This is a genomic window from Microbulbifer sp. MI-G (assembly GCF_030440425.1).
Taxonomy (GTDB): Bacteria; Pseudomonadota; Gammaproteobacteria; order Pseudomonadales; family Cellvibrionaceae; genus Microbulbifer; species Microbulbifer spongiae.
On sequence record NZ_CP098023.1, the window covers coordinates 3,370,102 to 3,391,443 of the forward strand.

Consider the following 21,342-nt stretch of genomic DNA (forward strand, 5'->3'; position numbering starts at 1 on the left):
TGACCATTGATTCAGGAGACGGGGAGTTAACCACGACCCTCAACAGCAAGCCAGCCAAAACCTGCCTCCTGACAGGCAAAGAGGCAATTCCCCGCACCAGCAACAGCGTCTGCCAGCGCCTCTTGGACAAGCGCCAATCGATTATTTTTCTCACTGATATGTGCAAGCACCAGGTGCTGGAGATGCTGATGGCCCACCCTCTGCAAAAAGCCGGCAGCCTGCTGGTTGCTCAGATGCCCATAGGCACCACCAACGCGCTGTTTCAAGCGGGGGGGATAGGGGCCCTGGGCCAGCATCTTGGGATCGTGATTAGTCTCCAGAACCAGTGCATCGCAGTCACCAAAGTGCCTCTCCACATGGGGGGTCACGGTGCCCAGGTCAGTCAATAGCCCGAGACTGCAGCCGCAACTGCGAAAAACAAACTGCGCAGCCTCACGGGCATCATGGGGTACAGCCACCGGGGTAACCTGAATATCGGCAACCGTAAACGGCTGGTGCCCTTCAATCAGATGCACCTGAGGCAACCTGCCGATACTGCGGGCGCGGAGAGTTCCGGCGGTCAGGAAAACCGGCAATCCGTACTTGCGCGCAAGCGGCGCTACGCCAGACAAATGATCGCTGTGCTCGTGGGTGACCAGTATTGCGCAGAGATCTGGTGGGGATATGCCCAGCCGCGCCATGCGGCGCTCGGTTTCCTTAATGGTGAAACCACAATCCACCAACAGACAGTGGCCGCCACTGGCGACCAGGGTGCCGTTGCCCCTGCTGCCGCTCCCCAGGGAAGCGAAGCGCAGGCCCATTTAAATCAGGTTCTGCTGGATAGAAAGCAACAGTTGGGAGGCTTTGGCCCTGGACAGGGGCTGACCGCGTGTATCGCGAATGCGCACTTCAATCTCGTCGTCATTGCCCCGTATAACAACCAGATAACCGGGGTATGCCTCCTCAGGGCTCGCCCCCACACCCAGCCCCTTAATTTCCCTGAATAAAGGAGATTCAACCTCTGCATCCGGATCGATACCGGCGAGGATCTGTTGCAGAGTCACCTGATCCGCACTTTCCGCCAGTTTGTCTTCTTTATCTCCGCTGTTCCAGAAGAACCAGCCTCCACCCTCTTCCTCACTGTTGGCCAGCTCTCGGTCTTCATCGTAGGTCACGTAAAAGAGCCCGATATCGGAATCTTCGCGGTGCAGGCGATAGGCGCCTGCATTGACAGCATGGGCCACTGTCGCCCAGGCCCGCTCCATCTCCAGTCCCATAGAGATATAGGGCTCGAGACCAACCGGCTCACGCAGGCGCACCTTGACCGTATCACCACCGATGGCCTGGGCCACCAAAGAGGCTGAGGCACCGGAAGCATCAGTCGCCAGGGCAGTGGACATCTCGTCAATCATCCAGCCTTCACGCTCGGGACTTGAGGAGCGCTGAGGCCAGTTCACCGTGCCACCCACCGGTGCTTCCGCTGGCACGGACAGGTGGCGCACATGGATTTCTGTGGTATCCGGCTGTACGCCGGTTTCAATCTGCAGTCGGTACTTGTCCTTGGTGTCAGGGCTTTCATTGAACGTCATCCAGGCGGTTTCCAAAATACCGGCACTGGCATCAGAGAATTCCACGCGCAGACCCGAAGTGCGCAGGAAGTAGTGCAGTTGCGGCCAGACTTCCTCCGGCGGCTGGGACACCAGCACCCAGCGGTTACTGCCCAATTTTTGAATTTTAACCCTGTCCAGGCCCGCGTTGATGGAAAGCGCCTGGGGCCTGGGCACTTCAAAATCCCCCTCTGCCAGTTCGTCTCCGGCAATCTGGGGAATCTCGTAGAGTTCTTCCTGGTGCTTGGCAGTGATGCCATCGGGCATCTGCAGTGGCGGCAGGCTATCGGCCTGCTGATAGTCGTTGCTGCGGTCACGGAAATAGCCATCGTTGCCGAATACACCGCAGCCGGCCAGGGTAAGGCTGGAAATACAGAGCGCGGCTGCAACGGTCAATTTGTTCATGAAAGCTTATCCTGATTCGTTCTCAATTCGCGGGTTCAGAGTATGCCGGCACTGCGCAGGGCTTCGCGCACTGTAGCATGGTGCTGGGGGGAAAGGCTGGTCAGTGGCAGACGAATTCCCCCGTCTATACGTCCCATTTCCCGCAGCGCCCATTTCACCGGTATCGGGTTGGACTCCAAAAACAGCACTTTGTGCAATATTTGGATGCGCTGATCAATGGCCTGCGCAGTGGCAGCATCGCCAGCCAGGGCGGTCTCGCACATCTGGGCAACCGCAGCGGGCGCTACATTGGCAGTCACGCTGATATCGCCGTGTCCCCCCATCAACATCAGCTCCAAAGCGGTACTGTCATCACCGGAGTACACAGCAAACCCCTCCGGCAGGATATCCAATAACTCCCTGGCGCGCGTCAAATCACCAGTCGCTTCCTTGATGCCGACAATATTACCGATGGTCGCCAGGCGCTTCACTGTGTCAGGCAGCATGTCGACAGCCGTGCGGGCGGGCACATTGTAGAGGATCTGCGGGATTGCCACCGCTCTGGCGATGGCCAGGTAGTGCTGGTACAGCCCCTCCTGGCTCGGTTTATTGTAGTAAGGCGTCACCAACAGACAGGCGTCAGCGCCACATCGGGCGGCGTTTTCCGTGAGGTCGATAGCCTCCGTGGTGGAGTTGGCACCTGTCCCCGCAATCACCGGGATGCGCCCCGCCACCTGATCCACAACACGCCGAATCATCTCCACGTGCTCATGCACATCGAGAGTGGCGGATTCCCCCGTGGTGCCAACGGCAACCAGCGCGCGGGTGCCCTGCTCGATATGCCACTCAACCAGGCTGCGCAAACTTTCCCAGTCCAGGCTTCCGTCTGCATACATTGGAGTGGCCAAGGCCACCATACTGCCGGTAAACATCCTCACTCCTTCATTTTTGTGCGCGCCCTGAAACAGCGGAATCGAACCCGTATGTTACTGAGGGCGCGGGATCTATGCCAGTGCGACTAGGTGGCCACGCGCCTGCGCTTCTTTTTCTTTTTACGCACACCTTCATAAATATTGGCCGCACCTTCCGGTCGGGTCTTGAAGCGGCGGTGCACCCACATGTACTGTTCGGGGGCTTCCCGGATACGCGCCTCGATAAACTGATTGACCAGCACCGCATCCCGCTGTTCGTCTCCCGAGGGGACCTGATCAAGGGGCGGGTAAACTTTCAGGCGATACCCGCCACCATCGTCGAGGCGGGTCACCATATAGGGTACCACCTCGGCCCGCCCAACCCGGGCAAACCGTGATGTACCGGTGACTGTAGCCGCGGGGGCACCAAAAAACGGGGCGAAAACCCCCTGTTTGATCCCGTAATCTTGATCCGGAGCATACCAGACCGCACGCCCCCGCTGCAGGGCGCGCAATACCCCGCGCACATCCTTGCGCTGATAGACACAGCCATCGGCGGTGTGGCGCTCTCGCCCTTTGCGCTGCATATAGTCATAAACGGGGTTTTTGTGCGGCCGGTACATCCCATCCAGTGTAATACTCATGCCCATCAAGGCCGCTCCCAGTTCCAGGGTGGTGAAATGCATGGCCATCAGCAGCACTCCCCTCCCCTCTGCCTGTAGAGCCTGCAGGGACTCCAGGCCCTCAATAGCAACGCGCCTGCGCAGCCAGCGCGCCGAACGGAACCACGCCATACCGGTTTCCATCAGGGCAATACCGCTGGATTCAAAATTGCGGTGCAGAAGATGCATGCGCTGAGCCTGGCTGAGCTCAGGGAAACACAGTGCGAGATTGCGCTCAGCAATGGTGCGGCGGTTGGGTGCAAATCTCAGCATTGCCCGGCCGATGCCGCGGCCCATATGCAGCTGCCAGCGATAGGGCAGCTGCGCCACCAGGAACCAAAGTACAAACAGCAGCCAGGTCAACCAGTAACGGGGACGCAGTAGGGCAGCTCGAAAACGCGGTTTTTCCATTGGATATCGCTAAAGGCCCGGCACCCAGGCGCCGGTTTGATTGGTTGGATTTGGCGTAGTATAACCTATGAAAAAGAGCCCGCTCCGGCACTGGGACGCTTCAGTGGCGCAACAGGGAATCCAATTCATCAACAGCGACACACCAGTCGGAATCGTCTCTGATGGCTTCCTCGAGAAATTCCCGCTGCCCTTGGGTCCAAAAGGGGGCCGCCGCCAATTTCTCGTGTCGGTGCAGGTAGTGAGCGATCAGAAACTCGTCAATCGCTGCATCATCTGAAGCCAACCCCAACTGCGCAAAAAGGTCATTGAGGGTGTGGTGTCCGGTGGTTTCCATAATACCTCCCATCGCATGCTACGTGACTGCCCCCAGCTTAAGGTGACAGTCCCCATTATAGATAGCCCCGCAATCGATTTACGGTGCCGGATTGGGCTTCAACGGGTGTGTAAATCCATTGAGGTTAACAGCTACTCGTTCAGTTGCACTCGACACGGGCGATAGTGTCACGCAACGGCTCTATGATGGGATACTCGAGGTATCCCCGCAGCCATGTTCAACTCCCTCTGAAACCCCTGCATGACTAGGCGTTGAATAGCGTTTTACTTTTTCACACTCTGCACTTCGTCGGTCGAGGAGCTTTGGGCCTCTAGCATATCGATCACATTTTACCCGGAGATGAAGCAGTATCTGCCAATGGGGTTCACAGTCAGTCAGGTCACGGATGACACTTTTTTCACCAGGCCCAGGTTTTCCAGATCCCTCGCAGTTAGGTAATACGCTAACAGAATGCTCAGAATCAATGCGTTGCAGAAGAGAATTGCATGCGTCAGCAACCGCGTGCACATTCCAGAAGCCAATTTCCTGGTCGGAGCAGCCACAGAAACGATTGCCATTGACCAGGGCAACGGCCCTTCGTTACTGGAGACAGACGTCTCCCGGATTCTACGCCCGTTGCCCCTAGTTGCCCCTAGTTGCCCAGGCTGGCATGCCTTAACGTTCAGCATGGGGCAGGCTTACCAACCGGTCATACTCCGTCAGTACCTGCAACACGGGTGTTTGTGCGTGCATAATTTTCAGATCAGCGCTGCCTGCCAAGTGGTCTTACGCGAAAGTGAAGTGACGACAGGCAGGGTGGCTTCCCATTCATGCATAAGAGTGCTTTCACGAACCGGCTTTTAACCCTTCCTGTTGGAGCAAGACACAATCTGCACTGCTTGTTAACATTGCTTCCAAAGCCCGTAAACACAACCTGTTCTATGAAGACCATTGCAATGTCATTGGCATTACGATTCAGGCTCAGCAGACATGCTTTTGGTCCAAAACAAAAAAATTCGAATTCAACCGGCAGAGGATGCACCCAAAAGGTCGATTGTCAAGGAGAGAAACACCGGAATGATTTTCATAAATCCAAAACGGATCCACAAGTCCGTAACACCAAGCAATCAAGGGCAGTGAAACAAAAACTCTGCACTTACACTTAAAGCACAATAAAACAAGTGCTGCGATGGTTAGGCCAACCGCAAACGAACCGACCGAAACGTGGGGTACACTGCCGGTTTGAAAGTACGGAAGCGTAACGAAAAGAGATTTGTCTGAAGCAACATCCTGGGCCTGACTCAGCAAATCAAAATACGAGGATTGGCACGGGGTAATACCGTACTCAACATAACATTCACCCCTTGGAATTTTCATCGGGGAGTGAATCAGCAGGGTGAGTCTATCTGGCAGAATAAAACAAGGGGATATCGCGAATAATAGGGATTCACCAGAAAAATCAATTAAAATCGACATATCTGTTTTTATTATAAAGGGGACATACCGGATACAATGAAGCCGGGACCGCCCTTCGTTACACTGTTTTATCAACAGGAAACCCGACAACAATGGACACAAAGCACAGGTGTATTATTATTGGTGGAAGTCATGCCGCAGCACAACTCGCCCCTATGTTGCGCCAAAGGGGGTGGGCTGGTTCCATATCATTGATTTCCAATGAGTATTATCTGCCCTACCACCGACCACCACTCTCCAAAGAATACCTTGTCGGGAAAAAAAGCCTTGAACAGATTTTTATCCGCTCACCTGAGGTCTATCGCAAAAGTAATATCAGTATTACCTTGGGTGTGACAGCAACTTCCATTGATCGAGGCAACAAACAACTGATTCTCAATGATGGCGCTAGTCTCAATTATGACAAACTGGTATTTACCACTGGTGCACGGGTGCGCAAACTCGATATCCCCGGCGTCAACTTAAAAGGGGTATTTTATTTACGCAACCTGAGTAACGCCCAGCAAATTAAGCCGTTTACTGGCAGTGATAAACGAGCTGTAATAATTGGCGGAGGTTACATTGGGCTGGAGACTGCGGCTGCGTTGCGCAAGCGAGGCATGCAGGTAACCGTACTTGAAGCTCTTCCGAGTATTCTACAGCGGATCAGCGCCCCCCAGGTCGCGGACTTTTTTATTCGAACACACCGTGAAGAAGGTGTTAAGATTGTAGCCAATGAACAGGCCAAAGCCATAACCGGTAAAAAGTCAGTGGTATCGGTGAAAGGTCAAAGTGGCACTGAATATCCAGCGGATATAGTGATTATTGGCATTGGCATAATCCCCAACACCGAATTAGCAGCCGAGGCTGGTCTGCATATTGATAACGGTATAAAGGTTGATGAGTACGCACGCACTAACGACGCCAATATTTTAGCAGCAGGCGACTGCACCTCACACTACAACCCTATTTATCAACGACAATTACGTTTGGAATCCGTACAAAATGCTCAAGACCAGGCTTCGGTGGTTGCCAACACATTATGTGGCAACCTAAAACCCTACACCGCCCTACCCTGGTTTTGGTCTGATCAATATAATCTGAAATTACAGATCGCCGGCCTTTCACATGGCTATACTGATGTGGTGATACGTGGAGATATAAAGGGCAGCCGGAGCTTTTCTGCATTTTATCTTCAGGAGAGTAAATTGCTGGCTGTGGACACGGTGAACAGCCCTCAGGAGTTTCTGCTCGGCAAGCGACTTATTCTCCAAGGTAAACCTCTGGATGCAGAGCAATTAGCAAACAAGGATATTACGTTGAAGAGTTTATTGGACAACTAGTAAGGCCTGACTTTAAAATATTACAAATCAATAAGTTACACAATCAATATCCATTCATTTTAAAATATCTGGATATTCAAGCCCCTCGTGTACCATTTTGTCAAGGCAGGAATGAGTGCTAACTGCGGTTTGCATAAGCCACAATGTATGTGGTTGCGTTAGCTGCCACCACACTAAAAGAATAATATGATAGGCTAAGCGGGTTACAATCAACGATATAAAACAGACTTATTCACCCAGCAGTTATATAGTGATGCATGAAAGCAAGCGTAAAATAGAGCTTTGGCTTAATATACCATCACTACATAACTGCCGAATTAATAAGGGGCACTCTGAATGCATTTTTTTCTTCCCACAGTGCCTGAAAACCGTGATAATCGAATCTTAAGAAATACAGAGGTTTATCTTGTAGGGTTATTCTTCGGTAATGCAAGCGCAAAAGTGCTCTAATTCCAGCATTTATCAACCAGCAGGAACGCTGTCGTTAAACAGTAATAAAAGGGTTAAAGCCCAAATATGATGATATCGCATCCAGCTCTCAACCCCTGACTGATGACCCAAGCAATACCCATTATAGAAGAACTGAGTTGAAGTCAGAGTAGTAAATAAATATTGATCATTGACAAATAATACGACGCAGGAAAATTTGCAGTTATCCGATAAATTCCCTGCAACCATTCGCGGCCAAACAACTGGTGAATTTATACGGATTGATTTGTAACTGAGTAATATGCCTCGTCGTCTGACTCCCGTACACTGACCGCTCTTGATACATTGGCGAGTAAGTATATCATTTTAAAATCGCTGTACAGCTCAGTCACAGACGATGCAAGTTGCAGTAAAGGACTGTATTGAGACAATAAACTGCCAACAAAATACTCAGTAAGATTAAAAAACCGGATGGAAGAATTATGCGGCTGATTTGAAGAGTAGATTGCATTCTTTAGATTGATACTTTATTTCCAAAATGACGCTGTACACCATACTTGTCTGATACAAGGAAACTGGGAGATTATTCAAGGGACACTCCTTAGGAGATTTCACATGAAACTTGGGTTTACCGCAGAGGATGAAGTGTTTCGTCATGAAATAGCAGACTGGTTAGCGGATAATTTAAGTGGCGAATTCGAATCGATTCGATTTCGCGGCGGACCCGGAGACGAGCACATGCTTTTCCTTGAGCGTGTGGCCTGGGAGAAAAAGCTCGCGGAGGGTGGATGGACAGGGATTGGCTGGCCAAGAGAATTTGGTGGACGCGGCTGCTCACTCGAGCAACAGGTTATCTTTTATGAGGAATATGCACGTGCGGGTGGTCCCGGACGAGCCGGACATATTGGTGAAGGCCTAGTGGCTCCTACATTGATGGCATTTGGTTCCAAGCAGCAGCAGCAACGGTTTTTACCAAAAATTCTTGGCGGCGAAGAGTTTTGGTGCCAGGGATATTCCGAGCCAGATGCAGGCTCCGACCTGTCCAATGTCAGTACTCGGGCTGAGTTCGATCCCAATGCACAGGTGTGGCGTTTGAATGGTCAAAAAATCTGGACATCCCTCGCGCAGGTGTCCGACTGGTGCTTTGTTATTGCCCGTACAGAGCCGGGGAGTAAAGGTCGTAACGGCTTGGGGTTTTTTCTGGTCGAGATGGATCAAGCGGGTATTGATGTCAGGCCAATCCAACAACTTACCGGCACTTCAGAGTTCAACGAGGTATTCTTTGAGAACGCACTGGTCGCCACTGACTGTATTGTGGGACAACCAGGCGATGGCTGGAGGATCGCGATGGGATTACTGGGTTTTGAACGCGGTATCTCAACACTGGGCCAGCAAATGTTGTTCCAAAACGAGTTGCAGGAAATTATTCGCCTTGCCAAACACAATGGCGCCAGTAAAGATCCAAGCATCCGGCAGCGTATTGCCGATGCACATATGGGCTTGAAGATTATGCGCTATAACGCGATGCGTACTTTGTCTTCAGAACCGACTAGAGTAGGCCTGGATTGCGCATCGATAACTTATAAACTCTATTGGTCAACCTGGCATCGCAACTTGGGCAACTTGGCTGTGGATGTACTGGGGCCTGATGCCGATATTGTTGAGCGCGGAAGCTATGGCCTAAGCCGCTTGCAAACGCTGTTCCTGTTTACCCGTTCGGACACGATTTATGGCGGAACCAATCAGATTCAACGTAATATCATTGCTGAACGCGCACTGGGTTTACCCAAAGAACCAAGACCGGCGGTCTAAATCGAAGAGGAAGCCATGTCAGTAAAAGATTCACCTGCTTATGTACAGGGCCATCACTTACTGACAGGTAAGTCAGTGTTGATAACCGCCGCTGCTGGTGCGGGTATTGGATTTGCAGCAGCCACGCGGGCTGTTGAAGAAAATTGCAGAGGTTTAACAATCAGTGATGTACACGAGGGTCGCTTATACAAAGCAGTGGAACAATTGAGCAATAGCCACCCGGATACGCCGGTATTCGGGCAACTTTGTGATGTCACCAGGGAAGACGATGTACAGTTGTTAATCAAAATTGCTGAAGAGCAACATAGTGGCGTTGATGTGTTAATCAATAATGCCGGTTTGGGCGGCACATGTAAACTGATTGCAATGCCCGATAAACAGTGGTCCAGAGTATTGGATATCACTCTTACCGGCACCATGCGTATGATGCGTGCAATATTACCACTGATGCAGGCACGCAAGCGCGGTGTGATTATCAATAATGCATCCGTACTGGGTTGGCGCGCACAGCGGGAACAAACCCACTATGCCGCCGCCAAGGCCGGAGTGATGGCTCTGACCCGCTGTGCGGCGATGGAAGCAGCCGATTACCAGGTGCGTATCAATGCGGTTTCACCGAGTATTGCTTTGCATGAATTTTTGAAGAAAACCACACCAGTGGAATTACTTGAAGAGCTTGTACGTAAGGAAGCCTTTGGCCGCGCAGCTGAAGTATGGGAGGTTGCCAATGTAATGATGTTTTTGGCTTCTGATTACAGCTCTTATATGACTGGCGAAATTGTGTCGGTTTCAAGTCAGAGAGCTTAGATCAATTCAGAAAAAAGGGAGGCAACATGATACGCGTGGAACAGCCTCGGGATTTATTGCAGCAGGTCGGACGATCTCTTGGTGCTACCGAGTGGATGGCTATCAGCCAGGAAAGAATCAATCAATTTGCTCAGGCAAGTGAAGACCACCAATGGATTCATGTTGACCCGGAACGTGCGGCCAAAGGTCCATTTGGCGACTGCATAGCACATGGCTATCTTATTCTGTCGCTGGCCAATAAATTCTTACCTGAGCTGTTACTGGTTAAAACATACAGCTTGGGACTGAATTATGGCTGCGACAAAATTCGATTCCCTAATTCTGTAAAAGTCGCGCAACGAATTCGCGGTGTTGGTGAATTAATTTCGGGGGAAGCAAAGCCGGGTTGTGTGCAAGTAGTTGTGCGAATCGTTGTTGAAATCGAAGACGAAGAACGTCCAGCCTGTGTAGTTGACACCATCTCACGCTTTTACGACTAGCAGGTTATAAGCGAAGTATGGAAAAGGATCTTGGAAAAGTATGAGTGATGCACTGATAGTTTCAACAGCTCGAACGCCTATTGGTAAAGCCTATCGCGGCGCCTACAACAATACTGAAGCACCAGTACTTGGCGGCGTAGTTATTCACGAAGCGGTTAAACGAGCAGGAATAGACCCGGCACATATTGATGATGTGATTATGGGGGCGGCTGCACCTCAGGGAACGCAGAGTTATAACATTGGTCGACTCAGTGCGATAGCGGCTGGTTTGCCGGATTCGGTCAGCGGAATGCAAATTGATCGGATGTGTTCTTCTGGCATGATCGCTATTGGTCTGGCGGCAAAAAGCATTTTAGTGGGAGAGATGAGCGTCACAGTTGCAGGTGGTTTGGAATCCGTTTCTCTGATCCAGAATAAATATAAAAACAGCCACAGGACAATGTCAAAAGCAGTGCTTGAAAAATCGACTCATATGTATATGCCGATGATAGAAACCGCGGAACTGGTTGCCGAGCGCTATGGCATTAGTCGCAACACACAGGACAGCTATGCATTGCAAAGTCAGCAGCGCACGGCAGCAGCTCAAGAGAAAGGGCTGTTTGATGATGAATTGATCTCTTTCATCACAAGTAAAAAAATCATCAACAATGAAACGCGTGAAGAGACCTTCGAGCAGATCGAGTTGTCTCACGATGAAGGCAATCGCCCAAAAACAACATTGGAATCGCTGAGCACACTTGAGCCGGTGTACACGGGTGGATCGCTTATCGAACAGGGTAAGTGTATTACTGCCGGCAATGCCTCACAGCTATCAGATGGAGCTTCAGCCTGCGTTGTTGCCAGTGAGCAATACGTACTGCAGCATAATTTACCGGTGTTAGGTATTTATCGGGGGATTGCAGTATCAGGCTGCGCACCAGAAGAAATGGGAATCGGTCCCGTGTATGCCGTTCCAAAGCTGTTAAAGCAACAGGGTTTGGCGATGAATGATATTGATCTCTGGGAAATCAATGAAGCCTTTGCCTGTCAGGTCTTATATTGCCGCGATCAACTCGGGATCGACAACGAAAAACTGAATGTCAATGGCGGCGCTATTTCCATAGGACACCCGTTTGGCATGTCCGGCTCAAGAATGGTGGGACATGCGCTGATCGAAGGAAAACGTCGGGGCGCCAAATATATAGTATGCACCATGTGTGTTGGTGGCGGCATGGGCGCAGCAGGATTATTTGAAGTGGCCCGCTAAATATAACCTTACAGATAAACAGGAACGACTTGATGAAAATGATTTCTGTGAGCTGTGTTGCCAATGTGAGCGCTGAGAAAGCCTGGGAGAAAATGCGTGATCTGAGTAAACCACATTTTTATGTACCCGGTGTTACAGGTGCTGTGATTATCAGTACTCAAAAGGAGGGCATTGGTACCAGTCGTCGTATATTCAGTAGTCGAGCGCCTTTGATAGAAACAGTGACAGCCTGGAATGAGGGTCGGGGTTTTACACTGAAATTACACAGTGACGACGGTGATGGTATACCACCTCTATTTAAAAAAGCCAGTTTTCAATATGCATTGGAGCCCCTTTCAAAATATCAAACCAGGCTCACAAATTGTATGAACTTTGAAATGAAATGGGGTAAGCTTGGTCATCTTTTGTCCGGCCTCATCATGAGATCAATGCGACAAATGCAGGAGAATATCATTACTGCCCAAAAAGAATATTACGAAACAGGCAAATCACAAAAAAAGTCTTAATATAGTAATTTATTACTTGAGACCGTGTTATTTATTCTTTTTAAAAGTAAAACATAAGGAACCAAGCATAACGATTTTGAAGTTTTGATGCTATCGTGAGAATCAAATAGAAATCAATGAATTACTGAACCAAGGAGAATCAACGTGATCCCATATACAATCAATAGATTTTTTACTAACAAAGTCATGTTGATCCTCATTGGTTTGTCTGTCAGGTTTGGCATTTCGGTTCGGCTCACTGCATTTCCCCTCAAACCAGCAGATAACAGAGCATGTTGATCTGATCCATATGCACGATCCAGAAGTTAACATAACTGACCAATATTCGTTTGAATATCTGCTTGCTGATAGAGTTTCAACTGATTGATACCGTGACCTATTAAAAGCCCTGCTTAAGGTCACTGATTTCCAGGTGGAGTTTACAGCTATTTCCACTTGTGAGTATAGGGGCCTATAAAAAGCACCAATGAAAACAGACACTAAAAAATAGTGCATATCAATTGATAAGTTAACATTGTATTTTGAATGAGACAATTTCACAGGGTATTTTCATAATAATCCGCTGGCATATTCTATTACCTAAGGAAGTGAATTCAATAACTTTATGGCTCTGCCGCTATTAACCATATCGGCGATGTCCATGCCAGCTCACGTATTTTTTTCAAACTATTGTTTATACAGCCTTCAGGTCGGTCAACTTCAGGCAACGCCTCGCATTGAGCTGAACTCCATCTGTTTGATTCTGTCTCAGCTACACGCAAGTAGTAATAGGTATTTAAGGAAGGATCGTAATCTGGATCAGTATAAACAGCACACAACATACCATCGCCTGTCAAATTGGCTGGTTCCATCTTGGCAATATCCGTAACTTTTATGTGCTTGTGGCCGCTGTGATCCAGCCAGCCTTTGACAATCTGTAGTTTTTCCAACCCCTTAGCAGAGGGATGTGGATCCCGCGTTGCTTGGGCCAATAGCTGAAAATTCTCTGTTTGGGAAGACAGTTTTGAGCCCATGGGTGTGCCATTTTGATAAGCTAGATAGAGCCAGTTTTTTCGCTTGCAAAGATCTGCGGGGTAGTGACCGACAAAAAAGCGCGGGGTAATACGTGTGCCCGATGTGCCAAAAGCTTCGCGACGCTTCATAGATTGAAATAACGCATCGCGGGAATTTTCAACGGCCCAAACGCCAGCAAGGCCTCCTGGATTTGCCATGAGTTTATTATTACGACCCAATTCAGCTTCCCCCAAACGGCCCTCCAGTGTGGTTTCATCGGCAATATGTCCTGACCAGCTTGCTTCATCGGTTTGGCCTGGGGTGCCGAGATGAGTGTCGCTACTACCGATGATACCGAATTCAAAGGGATTTACATGATGATGGTCTTCCTCGGAAAGCCCCTCTAACAACGCACCACGTAAAAAATCATTGGAAGAAAGACAGTAGCCTTTATAGAAATTGTCCTTCGGATCCATATCATCCGCTTCACACTCTTTGGTGATAACATCATACATACGTGGAATGTATGTTGAAAGGTCTATCGCCTTATCGGGTTTACCAATTTTCCGAATTGCTTCATAATTACAATATTCGTCTTCATCACTCAAAATATCAGCAAATCCGTTCTGGCATTCTGAAGTCCCTTTATGTTGGGTAATTTCAGCCAATCGATCAAAGGCATTTCTTTGCTCTCGGTGGGCCTGTTGTGCTTCCTTTGAATACCCCCGCAAAGCTTCCGGATTAAAAGCATTGCCCCCGGAAAGATTGGAATTGTGGGGTATTGAAATGACATCACAAGCTTCAATGTCTTTCCGACAGGAAGTTTCGAGCTTGCCGAGAAGGCTCTGCAAGCTTGGGTAGTCAATGAAAGTGGCTGGTAAATCCGGTACGGATGCATTCTTAAATATAGTATTTCTATGTAGATGATTATTGTTGGTGGAGCGAGTATACTCATAGCCAACAAAGGTACTAAAGCTGCAGGTTTCAGTTTTATCGTATGCCGCTTCAGCGGATTCAATCATTTCACGCCAAACAATTCTGGACGCCTTTTCGCAGTCTTCATTATTTTTACCGCACACCGACCTGTTTCTTTTGGGGCGCATGCGGGCTGTTTCTGTCATGAATACACGTACACCTGGCTGTCCCCCTTGCCGAAAAGTTTCGCAGGCCTTGGATGAGTAACCGGGAAACTTACCTTCGTTACGGCAGATATAGCCCTCACCCATAGCTTCAGAATGGTCTGTTACCGCAACAAAATCAAGGGGCCGTTCCAGTTGAACGGACAGGGGGGGAATCCCCTCTGGTACAGGTAATGCAATAGGCGCGCCCTTGGCATATCTGTAGGCGTCATCAGGGAAGGTACGTGTCCCATCTGGATAGGCATCTGCAGAAATAGCGGTATGCACATGCAGGTCGCCAAAAAAAGCCTTTTTCAGTGGATATCGAACACGACAGGGTCTGCGTGTTTCTGAATATTTCAGCTCGGGCTGGTAACCGAATGCATAATATTCAGCTTGAGATTTAGTTGATACAGGAGATACAATGACCTCACTGTGATCAATATGATAACGCGTTGTTCGCGACAGTAAAAAATACGCTGCAACGAGAAATATAAAACAACATACTGCATATTTAAACCATCGCTTATCCATATTTTATTCTCATTTTTGATAATTGTATAGTGCTTACTTAGCATTTATATTTTCAATAATGCTCATTTTTATTCTCCTGTAAGGCTATACAGAAAAATCATTACGACAGGGAAAAGTTGTGGGCTGATGCCCTGTACTTTAACACTAATTGTATTTGGCTATTTTTCAGTACCGATATTATTTATCCTCATTTCGCAAGGTACGCCCAAAGGCGACATAATAGCTGTAATATTTACTTAGCGAGTACGCAAACCCAGCAGGCCTAATAACTCTTTATGGAATCGCATGTGTAGCAGCAAGAATCTATTAATTTTTTGGAATAAAAAACAACATTATACATTTTAAATTCGGCATGATGTTTACTAACGAAAAATAAAGTTCAATGATTAATTGATTGCTGTGACAATAATATTTCATAAGCCGAACTTAAATATAGCTAAAAATCCCTATTTTCATTGACATACATTCCCGATATAAGGGTATCCTTAGACTGCGGAGCTACTGAGAATCTACTGCTACAAAACCCTGCGTAATCTTCTACCCAGACCATGGATTTTTTGTAACATAGTGTTCTGTCAAACAGGGTCAGCTTATATCGTCACATTGTTAGTGCCTTCTACATACAAATATCTCACAGGAATTTCAGAGTATCACCACATCTGAACAGGCATTGCCGTTAACGACGCCATAGGATATCGGGCATAAGCACCGTTCTTGCTCTGAAAGATAGTTGTATACTAGCCAGGTCTGTATTAGTTCATACTAACTCGTAACAGGTAGCAGACCGAAGTAACAAAGCGATATTCATTTGACCCTTGCGGCTGCCGCTTTTCCAGCCATTCGACCAGAAAAGGTGGCATCCCCTACTGAAATGCCTGAGTTGTAGCCTGCGCCTCGGCGCGGTACACCGCAGGCAGTGCGCCCGGCCGCATACAAACCAGTAATTATACTGCCTTCTGGGTTTAAGACTTCACCTGAAGGTCTGGTGTCCAGCCCCCCCAGAGTAAAATAGGGGTAAAAAGCGCCTCTTCCAGGCGTAACATCCAAAGCAACATAGGGTGCGTTTAGCGGTTTAAGCCACTCGGAGCATTTATGAAACACTGGATCTTCGCCATTTTTTGCGTGATTATTATAAGTTTGCAGCGTTTGTACAAGTTGGTCTTTTGGAAGACCCAGCTCTTGCTCAAGCTCTGCAATGGTTTCACCGGTACCTGCAACGGAAGCACCGAGATAGGAAACCTGCTCGTAATCGCCGTAATCCTCGGCACTTAAAACCAGATACACGCGATTACCGGTTTGTTGTAAAATATAAGCACCCACGCGGCCATGATAGCAATCTTCATTAATAAAGCGTTGTCCCTGTGCGTTTATAAACAAACCGTAGGTGAAACTGGCCGGTGGATAGTAGGGAATACTGACAAAACCTTCATGCATATTAATAGCGGCACCACCGACGCCCATACCCATTAGAATACCCGTGCCCATATCGCCAGGATTGCCAATGGGTTCGCTACAGCGCAGCAGGTTGGGCGCATATTTTTTTAGCATGGCACGATTCATTGAAAATCCGCCAGTGCAAAGTATAACGCCACGATCAACCAGTACATTTTTCTCTTGCATGTCTTCACGAATACGAATACCACGAATCACCCCGGTATCGTCCTGAATCAACGCCAGGGCACGGCAATTGAAATGAACTTGTATCTCTCGCCGTTCTACCGCCGCGCCCAGAATTTTCATAAACAGCGGACCACCATTGTCACCCTCAACCTCAAGGTTATGTCCACGCGGACAAGGTGTAGCGATTTCTTTGAAAGGCCAGGCCTTTTCGCTACCGGTATAAAGTAAACAATCGTCCGTTAGTGCCATGATGGCACGTTCCTTATATTCTGAATCTTTGAATGGCACACCCTGTTCAACCAGCCAGTTAAAGTGGTCTCTGCTGCCCTCAACATAGGCTTTGATTTTATCTGCATCGGCCTGTGGTCCCGCGCATGCACTGAGATAATCGATCATGGCCTGATTGGTATCGTTATGGCCAGTGGCAGCCTGTACCCGAGTACCGCCATCTCCGCCCATATAAATTTCTGCTGAAGACAGGGCAGTGGAACCACCAGCACCTGAGGATAATTCAAAGATCGTTACCGATGCTCCCGCATCTGCAGCTTCGATAGCCGCACATGCGCCAGCCCCACCGTAACCTATTACCGAAACATCCGTTTTGTAGTGCCACTTCTTTGTTTGGCTGAATCTTATGCTTTTGGTTGGTGTTGTTTTACATTCATTCATGACAGTCACTCCGGCTTTATTCTGTATAGCCAGTTATTTTTTTTGCGGCCTGATAACCCATTGTCATTGCTGGCCCTAATGTAGATCCCGGTCCGGGATAGGTCGGCAGTATTGCTGCTGCGCAGTTGCCAATAGCATATAAACCATCAATAGTGGAGCCATCTTCCCTTAGTACCTGCGCGTCTGCATTGGTACTCAAACCACCGGCGGTACCAAAATCACCTGCTTCAATACGCATAGCATAAAATGGTGCTTCATCAATAGATGCCAGACATGGGTTTGGCTTTATTTTCGGGTCAGCATAATAGCGGTCGTAATCAGCTTCACCCCGGTGGAAGTCTTCATCAATACCCGTAACTGCAAATCGATTCATTTTTTCAATAGTTGTCGCAAGTCCTTTAGGGTCAATGCCCATCTGTACTGCCAGCTCAGCAATAGTACTGGCCTTGCCAACAAACCCCATGTCATACCATTTTCTGGGAATACTCCAATCCGGCTTGCTAGATTTTGTCATCAATGGACCTGCCATATAGTTTCTGCGAAAACGTGTATCAAAGATATGGAAGGCCGGTGCGCAGGGGGTATCATCAGAATGCGCTTTAAATTGCGCTTTTTGAAAGGCCATGTAGTTTTGAGATTCATTGGCAAAGCGGTGTCCGGCTTTGTTTACCACGCAGGAGCCGGGAAATGATTTTTCCATAATGCTCAGTCGAGGTGCGGGCTCATCCGGCACACAGAGTGTGGTGCACCACCATGCATTGCCCATTAAACGGGTAACAGCGCCCAGGTTAATACCCGCAGTAATGGCATCCCCGGTGCTGCCTGTAGTGCCAGCACTCCATTCAGTGTTAGTCGGTTTTGGCAGGTACTGATCGCGCATCTTCTGGTTTTTTTCAAAACCCCCGGCTGCCAGTACCACGGCTTTACGCGTCTGAATTCTGGTCAACCTCCCATCGCGATTGACTTCAACACCGACTATACGTCCACCTTGCTCAACCAGGCGTGACATTGGAGAACTGAACCAGATTGGTATACCAACTTGTTTGATTGATAAGTACAAGCGAGCAATGCCCGCACTGCCACAACAAAGCCGGCGCGATATTCTGCTTTTCAAGCGCCAGGGAATGTCTGAGATATAGTCCCAGATCATGCGTCGCAGCATTTTATGGTATCCTGGCAATTTGAGCATCAGTAAATGTGCCTCAGCCTGAGTGAAATGAATAACACCAAACAGGCGCATCATATGGTGTGTATACGTCAGCTTGCGATAGTCCTCCCCCAATTCAGAGGCATTAATCGGGGTCGGTTCCAGTGATCGGTGCCCCTGTTTTGCACCTGGTAAAGTTGAATAATAATCAGGATATTGTGCAAGTGACTCATAGCGAACCAGTGTTTTATCGTGCAGAAATTTGAGCATTCTGGGACCGTTTTCCAGATAAGAACGCACCAGCTTCGACGGCACATCTTCACCAGCCAGGGTTTGGTCGAGATACTCCTGTGCCTCCGAAAGCGTGTCTTCAGCACCAGCTTGTTTGGCATAATGGCTACAGGGAATCCAGATGCCGCCCCCTGAGGTGGCACTTGTGCCACCAATTTTCATGCTCTTTTCAATAATCAGAACATCGCCAGCACCCATAAGCTTATTGCATAAAGCGGAAGTTAAACCACCGTTACCAGTCCCCACAACTAAAACATCAACCGATTCATCCCACTGATTATTTTGTTGTTCTGTCATGGAACTCTACCCGCCTGGTGTTATAAGGAATATTTGGTTTAGTGCTCTTCAAGTAATTGCTTGACTTTTCGACGAAGTATTTTCCCCATCTCGTTATAGGGCAGGTGCTCTACACGAATAATTTTGCTCGGCACTCTGGATGAACGCAATCTTGCCGTTATCATCACCGCAATTTCATCGTCACTAATCGAATGGTCCTCAGTGAGCACAATGGCGGCAGCAATGGCTTCGCCCCAGTGTTCGTCGGCAATGCCGACGACTGCTACATCCGCAACAGCCGGGCTTTCTCTAATAACAGACTCGATGTCACCCGGCGAGATATTTTCACCGCCCCTGACAATGATGTCGTCAGCCCGACCCATTAGATAGAGGAAACCGCTATCATCGATATAACCGTGATCACGAGTGGGAAACCAACCATCAGATTGCAGTGATTCTTTTTCACGATATTTACCGGAAATCTGATCACCGCGTAAAAATACTTCACCGGTTTGTCCTGCGGCCAATGGCTGATTTTTATCATCACGAATTTGTAATTCGATACCCGGTACCGGTTTGCCGACGGATTGTAATCGATTGCGTAGTGCTGGCTTTTTACTTTTAAACGCCTCGCGATGTTGTTCAGGGTCCAACACACACACTGTAGAACTGGATTCGGTAAGGCCGTAGGCATTGGCAAAATCCACTCCGGGAAAATACTGCAGGGCCTCCTCGATGGTGCTAAGAGGCATTTTTCCCCCGCCATAAGCAATGGCTTGCAGACTGTTTAGGGTTTGTCCCTGTTGTTTATGCTCCGTCATAATTTTCGACAACATGGTAGGTACCACAAAAGCTTGGGTCACTTTTTCCCGCTCACACAAGAAGAGCCATTCGCTGGCATCAAAATTTTTCATATGAACGATGCGTCTGCCGGAATAGAAACTACTCAGCATTGCTGAAATACCTGCAATATGGTAAGGCGGCACGCTAACCAGCGTTGCTTCTGCTTCAGTTGCTGCTGCAAACGCAACGGTATTTAAAATATACGACATCAAATGTTTATGCTGAAGCAAGGCAGCTTTAGGGGCACCTGTCGTTCCGCTGGTGAATAATTGGATAGCGATAGACTCTTCTGCATCAGTTACAGGATCAAGTTCTTCGTCCGGTTCATCTGCCGCCAGCATGGTTTGACAAAACGTCTCCGTTAATTGATATGTACAGCCAGGCAAAGCGAGTTCCGGCATCTGATTGCTGATCACATAGGCCTTGTTTAATCGAGACAGCAACGATTCCAGTTCGGATTTACTCAAGCGATAGTTCAGAGGCACGTAGGGAATACCGGCAATGGCAGCAGCAAAAATTGAAATTGGTACCGCTGGACTGTTGGCGTCCAAATAGGCAATAAAATTGAATCCTGAATATTGGAATAACCGGGCTGCCCGCTGTGCGGCAGCATAAATCTGTTTGTAAGTGTAATGCCCACTCCTGTATGTCAATGCAGTGCGGTTTGGAAATGTTTGGGCAGGCATCTGCAATAATATGGATATATTCATGAAGAGACCTTCAGTTACGGAAAAGGGTGCGGGCTAACGTGTGGACCAGGTCAGGGTCAACCCTAGACAACCGTATGAATGTTTTTTAAGTCAGCCAGCATTTTGAAATATCTACCATTATTCAAAAATTACTCAGCTTGTGATTTATAAAGCGTTATAAAAATTGCCCCGTCCCCGGACCACCTGGCCCAATGCTACAGGCAAATGTGTATACCCTGTGACCAGTCAGTGACGAAACCGTGTTATACCTCCGGTGCAAGCTCAAGTTGCAGGCCGCAATGTTCTTCACATAGTGTAATCTGGCAGGCAAGACGAGAGCCTGGCCGCACTTCTACCATATCGGCCAGTGCCTCCAGCATGTAGGATTCGTCCTCAGTTTGCTCACCAAGAATCGGAGTCCAGGTCGAATTCAGATAAATGTGACAGGTACCGCACGATGCTGATCCGCCGCAGGTTCCGGCCACATCAAAGTCTTCGCTCAATACCTGCATTAGATTGCTACCTGATTCGACCTCGATTGACTGTGATTCCCCTTCACGAGTTTTAACCTGAATTTCCATTGGCTGTGTCCAAGTTGCTTTATGCATTGACTTTGTCAATATTCAAATTGTTGTTTGTTATTTGAGATTGTATTTCGGAAATGTATTCGTTATTATCAAAACATGCAAACCCCAAAGAGTCAAACATCCGATTCGGTTAATCATAAAAGAAGCATTATCCGCCAGAAGCCTGCGGCACTGGTGTTGGACCAGCTATAAGTCAAGAGTGAATTACCAAAACGCACTGGGTGTAACTGG

Annotated in this window: 16 protein-coding genes; 6 read left to right on the forward strand and 10 right to left on the reverse strand. The window is 48.5% G+C overall.

Annotation, left to right across the window (positions count from 1 at the left end; all coding sequences use genetic code 11):
* Positions 1-26: 26 nt before the first annotated feature.
* The 5 genes from M8T91_RS14080 to M8T91_RS14100 all read right to left on the reverse strand — a co-directional run bounded on the left by M8T91_RS14080 (position 27) and on the right by M8T91_RS14100 (position 4,288).
* Positions 27-800: an MBL fold metallo-hydrolase gene (locus M8T91_RS14080; protein WP_301414796.1), complete on the reverse strand. Its 774-nt coding sequence runs from the start codon at positions 798-800 to the stop codon at positions 27-29.
* Positions 801-1,991, reverse strand: a complete 1,191-nt coding sequence (locus M8T91_RS14085; RefSeq protein ID WP_301414797.1) for an NlpB/DapX family lipoprotein — start codon at positions 1,989-1,991, stop codon at positions 801-803.
* Between the two features lie 35 nt (positions 1,992-2,026).
* Positions 2,027-2,902: a 4-hydroxy-tetrahydrodipicolinate synthase gene (gene dapA / locus M8T91_RS14090; RefSeq protein WP_301414798.1), complete on the reverse strand. Its 876-nt coding sequence runs from the start codon at positions 2,900-2,902 to the stop codon at positions 2,027-2,029.
* 86 nt (positions 2,903-2,988) lie between these two features.
* Positions 2,989-3,954: an LpxL/LpxP family Kdo(2)-lipid IV(A) lauroyl/palmitoleoyl acyltransferase gene (gene lpxL, locus M8T91_RS14095; RefSeq protein ID WP_301414799.1), complete on the reverse strand. Its 966-nt coding sequence runs from the start codon at positions 3,952-3,954 to the stop codon at positions 2,989-2,991.
* A 100-nt stretch (positions 3,955-4,054) separates the two neighbouring features.
* Positions 4,055-4,288, reverse strand: coding sequence for a DUF2789 family protein (locus tag M8T91_RS14100; protein ID WP_301414800.1), 234 nt, complete (start codon positions 4,286-4,288; stop codon positions 4,055-4,057).
* Between the two features lie 1,547 nt (positions 4,289-5,835).
* Between M8T91_RS14100 and M8T91_RS14105 the strand changes: the two genes are divergently transcribed.
* From M8T91_RS14105 to M8T91_RS14130, 6 genes are all read left to right on the forward strand, one after another.
* A complete protein-coding gene (locus M8T91_RS14105; protein ID WP_301414801.1) occupies positions 5,836-7,065 on the forward strand; it encodes an NAD(P)/FAD-dependent oxidoreductase in 1,230 nt (409 codons plus the stop codon).
* A gap of 1,044 nt (positions 7,066-8,109) precedes the next feature.
* Complete coding sequence (locus M8T91_RS14110; protein ID WP_301414802.1) at positions 8,110-9,306, forward strand: acyl-CoA dehydrogenase family protein; 1,197 nt, start codon at positions 8,110-8,112, stop codon at positions 9,304-9,306.
* Positions 9,307-9,321: 15 nt separating this feature from the next.
* Complete coding sequence (locus M8T91_RS14115; protein WP_301414803.1) at positions 9,322-10,113, forward strand: SDR family oxidoreductase; 792 nt, start codon at positions 9,322-9,324, stop codon at positions 10,111-10,113.
* Positions 10,114-10,139: 26 nt separating this feature from the next.
* Complete coding sequence (locus M8T91_RS14120) at positions 10,140-10,592, forward strand: MaoC family dehydratase (protein WP_301414804.1); 453 nt, start codon at positions 10,140-10,142, stop codon at positions 10,590-10,592.
* Positions 10,593-10,632: 40 nt separating this feature from the next.
* Positions 10,633-11,838, forward strand: coding sequence for an acetyl-CoA C-acyltransferase (locus tag M8T91_RS14125; RefSeq protein WP_301414805.1), 1,206 nt, complete (start codon positions 10,633-10,635; stop codon positions 11,836-11,838).
* A 32-nt stretch (positions 11,839-11,870) separates the two neighbouring features.
* Positions 11,871-12,344 (forward strand): SRPBCC family protein, encoded by a 474-nt coding sequence (locus M8T91_RS14130; protein ID WP_301414806.1) that lies wholly within the window; start codon positions 11,871-11,873, stop codon positions 12,342-12,344.
* A 602-nt stretch (positions 12,345-12,946) separates the two neighbouring features.
* Here M8T91_RS14130 and M8T91_RS14135 read toward each other — a convergent pair.
* The 5 genes from M8T91_RS14135 to M8T91_RS14155 form a co-directional block, all read right to left on the reverse strand.
* Positions 12,947-14,989 (reverse strand): DUF3604 domain-containing protein, encoded by a 2,043-nt coding sequence (locus M8T91_RS14135; RefSeq protein ID WP_301414807.1) that lies wholly within the window; start codon positions 14,987-14,989, stop codon positions 12,947-12,949.
* An 804-nt stretch (positions 14,990-15,793) separates the two neighbouring features.
* The gene (locus tag M8T91_RS14140) at positions 15,794-17,278 is read right to left on the reverse strand and encodes an FAD-dependent oxidoreductase (RefSeq protein WP_301414808.1); all 1,485 of its coding nucleotides are present in this window, start codon (positions 17,276-17,278) and stop codon (positions 15,794-15,796) included.
* Between the two features lie 16 nt (positions 17,279-17,294).
* Positions 17,295-19,013, reverse strand: a complete 1,719-nt coding sequence (locus tag M8T91_RS14145) for an FAD-binding protein (protein ID WP_301414809.1) — start codon at positions 19,011-19,013, stop codon at positions 17,295-17,297.
* A 38-nt stretch (positions 19,014-19,051) separates the two neighbouring features.
* Positions 19,052-20,545 (reverse strand): class I adenylate-forming enzyme family protein, encoded by a 1,494-nt coding sequence (locus M8T91_RS14150; RefSeq protein ID WP_301414810.1) that lies wholly within the window; start codon positions 20,543-20,545, stop codon positions 19,052-19,054.
* Positions 20,546-20,787: 242 nt separating this feature from the next.
* Positions 20,788-21,105 carry a 2Fe-2S iron-sulfur cluster-binding protein gene (locus tag M8T91_RS14155; RefSeq protein ID WP_301414811.1) on the reverse strand — a complete coding sequence of 106 codons (318 nt, stop codon included), beginning with the start codon at positions 21,103-21,105 and terminating at the stop codon, positions 20,788-20,790.
* Between the last annotated feature and the right edge of the window lie 237 nt (positions 21,106-21,342).

Bases quoted from the DNA above. Each gene is read 5' to 3' on its own strand.
- M8T91_RS14080 (WP_301414796.1), bottom strand. From the start codon at position 800: ATGGGCCTGCGCTTCGCTTCCCTGGGGAGCGGCAGCAGGGGCAACGGC.
- M8T91_RS14135 (WP_301414807.1), bottom strand. From the start codon at position 14,989: ATGGATAAGCGATGGTTTAAATATGCAGTATGTTGTTTTATATTTCTC.
- M8T91_RS14100 (WP_301414800.1), bottom strand. From the start codon at position 4,288: ATGGAAACCACCGGACACCACACCCTCAATGACCTTTTTGCGCAGTTG.
- M8T91_RS14120 (WP_301414804.1), top strand. From the start codon at position 10,140: ATGATACGCGTGGAACAGCCTCGGGATTTATTGCAGCAGGTCGGACGA.
- M8T91_RS14130 (WP_301414806.1), top strand. From the start codon at position 11,871: ATGAAAATGATTTCTGTGAGCTGTGTTGCCAATGTGAGCGCTGAGAAA.
- M8T91_RS14115 (WP_301414803.1), top strand. From the start codon at position 9,322: ATGTCAGTAAAAGATTCACCTGCTTATGTACAGGGCCATCACTTACTG.
- M8T91_RS14150 (WP_301414810.1), bottom strand. From the start codon at position 20,545: ATGAATATATCCATATTATTGCAGATGCCTGCCCAAACATTTCCAAAC.
- M8T91_RS14125 (WP_301414805.1), top strand. From the start codon at position 10,633: ATGAGTGATGCACTGATAGTTTCAACAGCTCGAACGCCTATTGGTAAA.
- M8T91_RS14140 (WP_301414808.1), bottom strand. From the start codon at position 17,278: ATGAATGAATGTAAAACAACACCAACCAAAAGCATAAGATTCAGCCAA.
- M8T91_RS14085 (WP_301414797.1), bottom strand. From the start codon at position 1,991: ATGAACAAATTGACCGTTGCAGCCGCGCTCTGTATTTCCAGCCTTACC.
- M8T91_RS14155 (WP_301414811.1), bottom strand. From the start codon at position 21,105: ATGGAAATTCAGGTTAAAACTCGTGAAGGGGAATCACAGTCAATCGAG.
- dapA (WP_301414798.1), bottom strand. From the start codon at position 2,902: ATGTTTACCGGCAGTATGGTGGCCTTGGCCACTCCAATGTATGCAGAC.
- M8T91_RS14105 (WP_301414801.1), top strand. From the start codon at position 5,836: ATGGACACAAAGCACAGGTGTATTATTATTGGTGGAAGTCATGCCGCA.
- M8T91_RS14145 (WP_301414809.1), bottom strand. From the start codon at position 19,013: ATGACAGAACAACAAAATAATCAGTGGGATGAATCGGTTGATGTTTTA.
- lpxL (WP_301414799.1), bottom strand. From the start codon at position 3,954: ATGGAAAAACCGCGTTTTCGAGCTGCCCTACTGCGTCCCCGTTACTGG.
- M8T91_RS14110 (WP_301414802.1), top strand. From the start codon at position 8,110: ATGAAACTTGGGTTTACCGCAGAGGATGAAGTGTTTCGTCATGAAATA.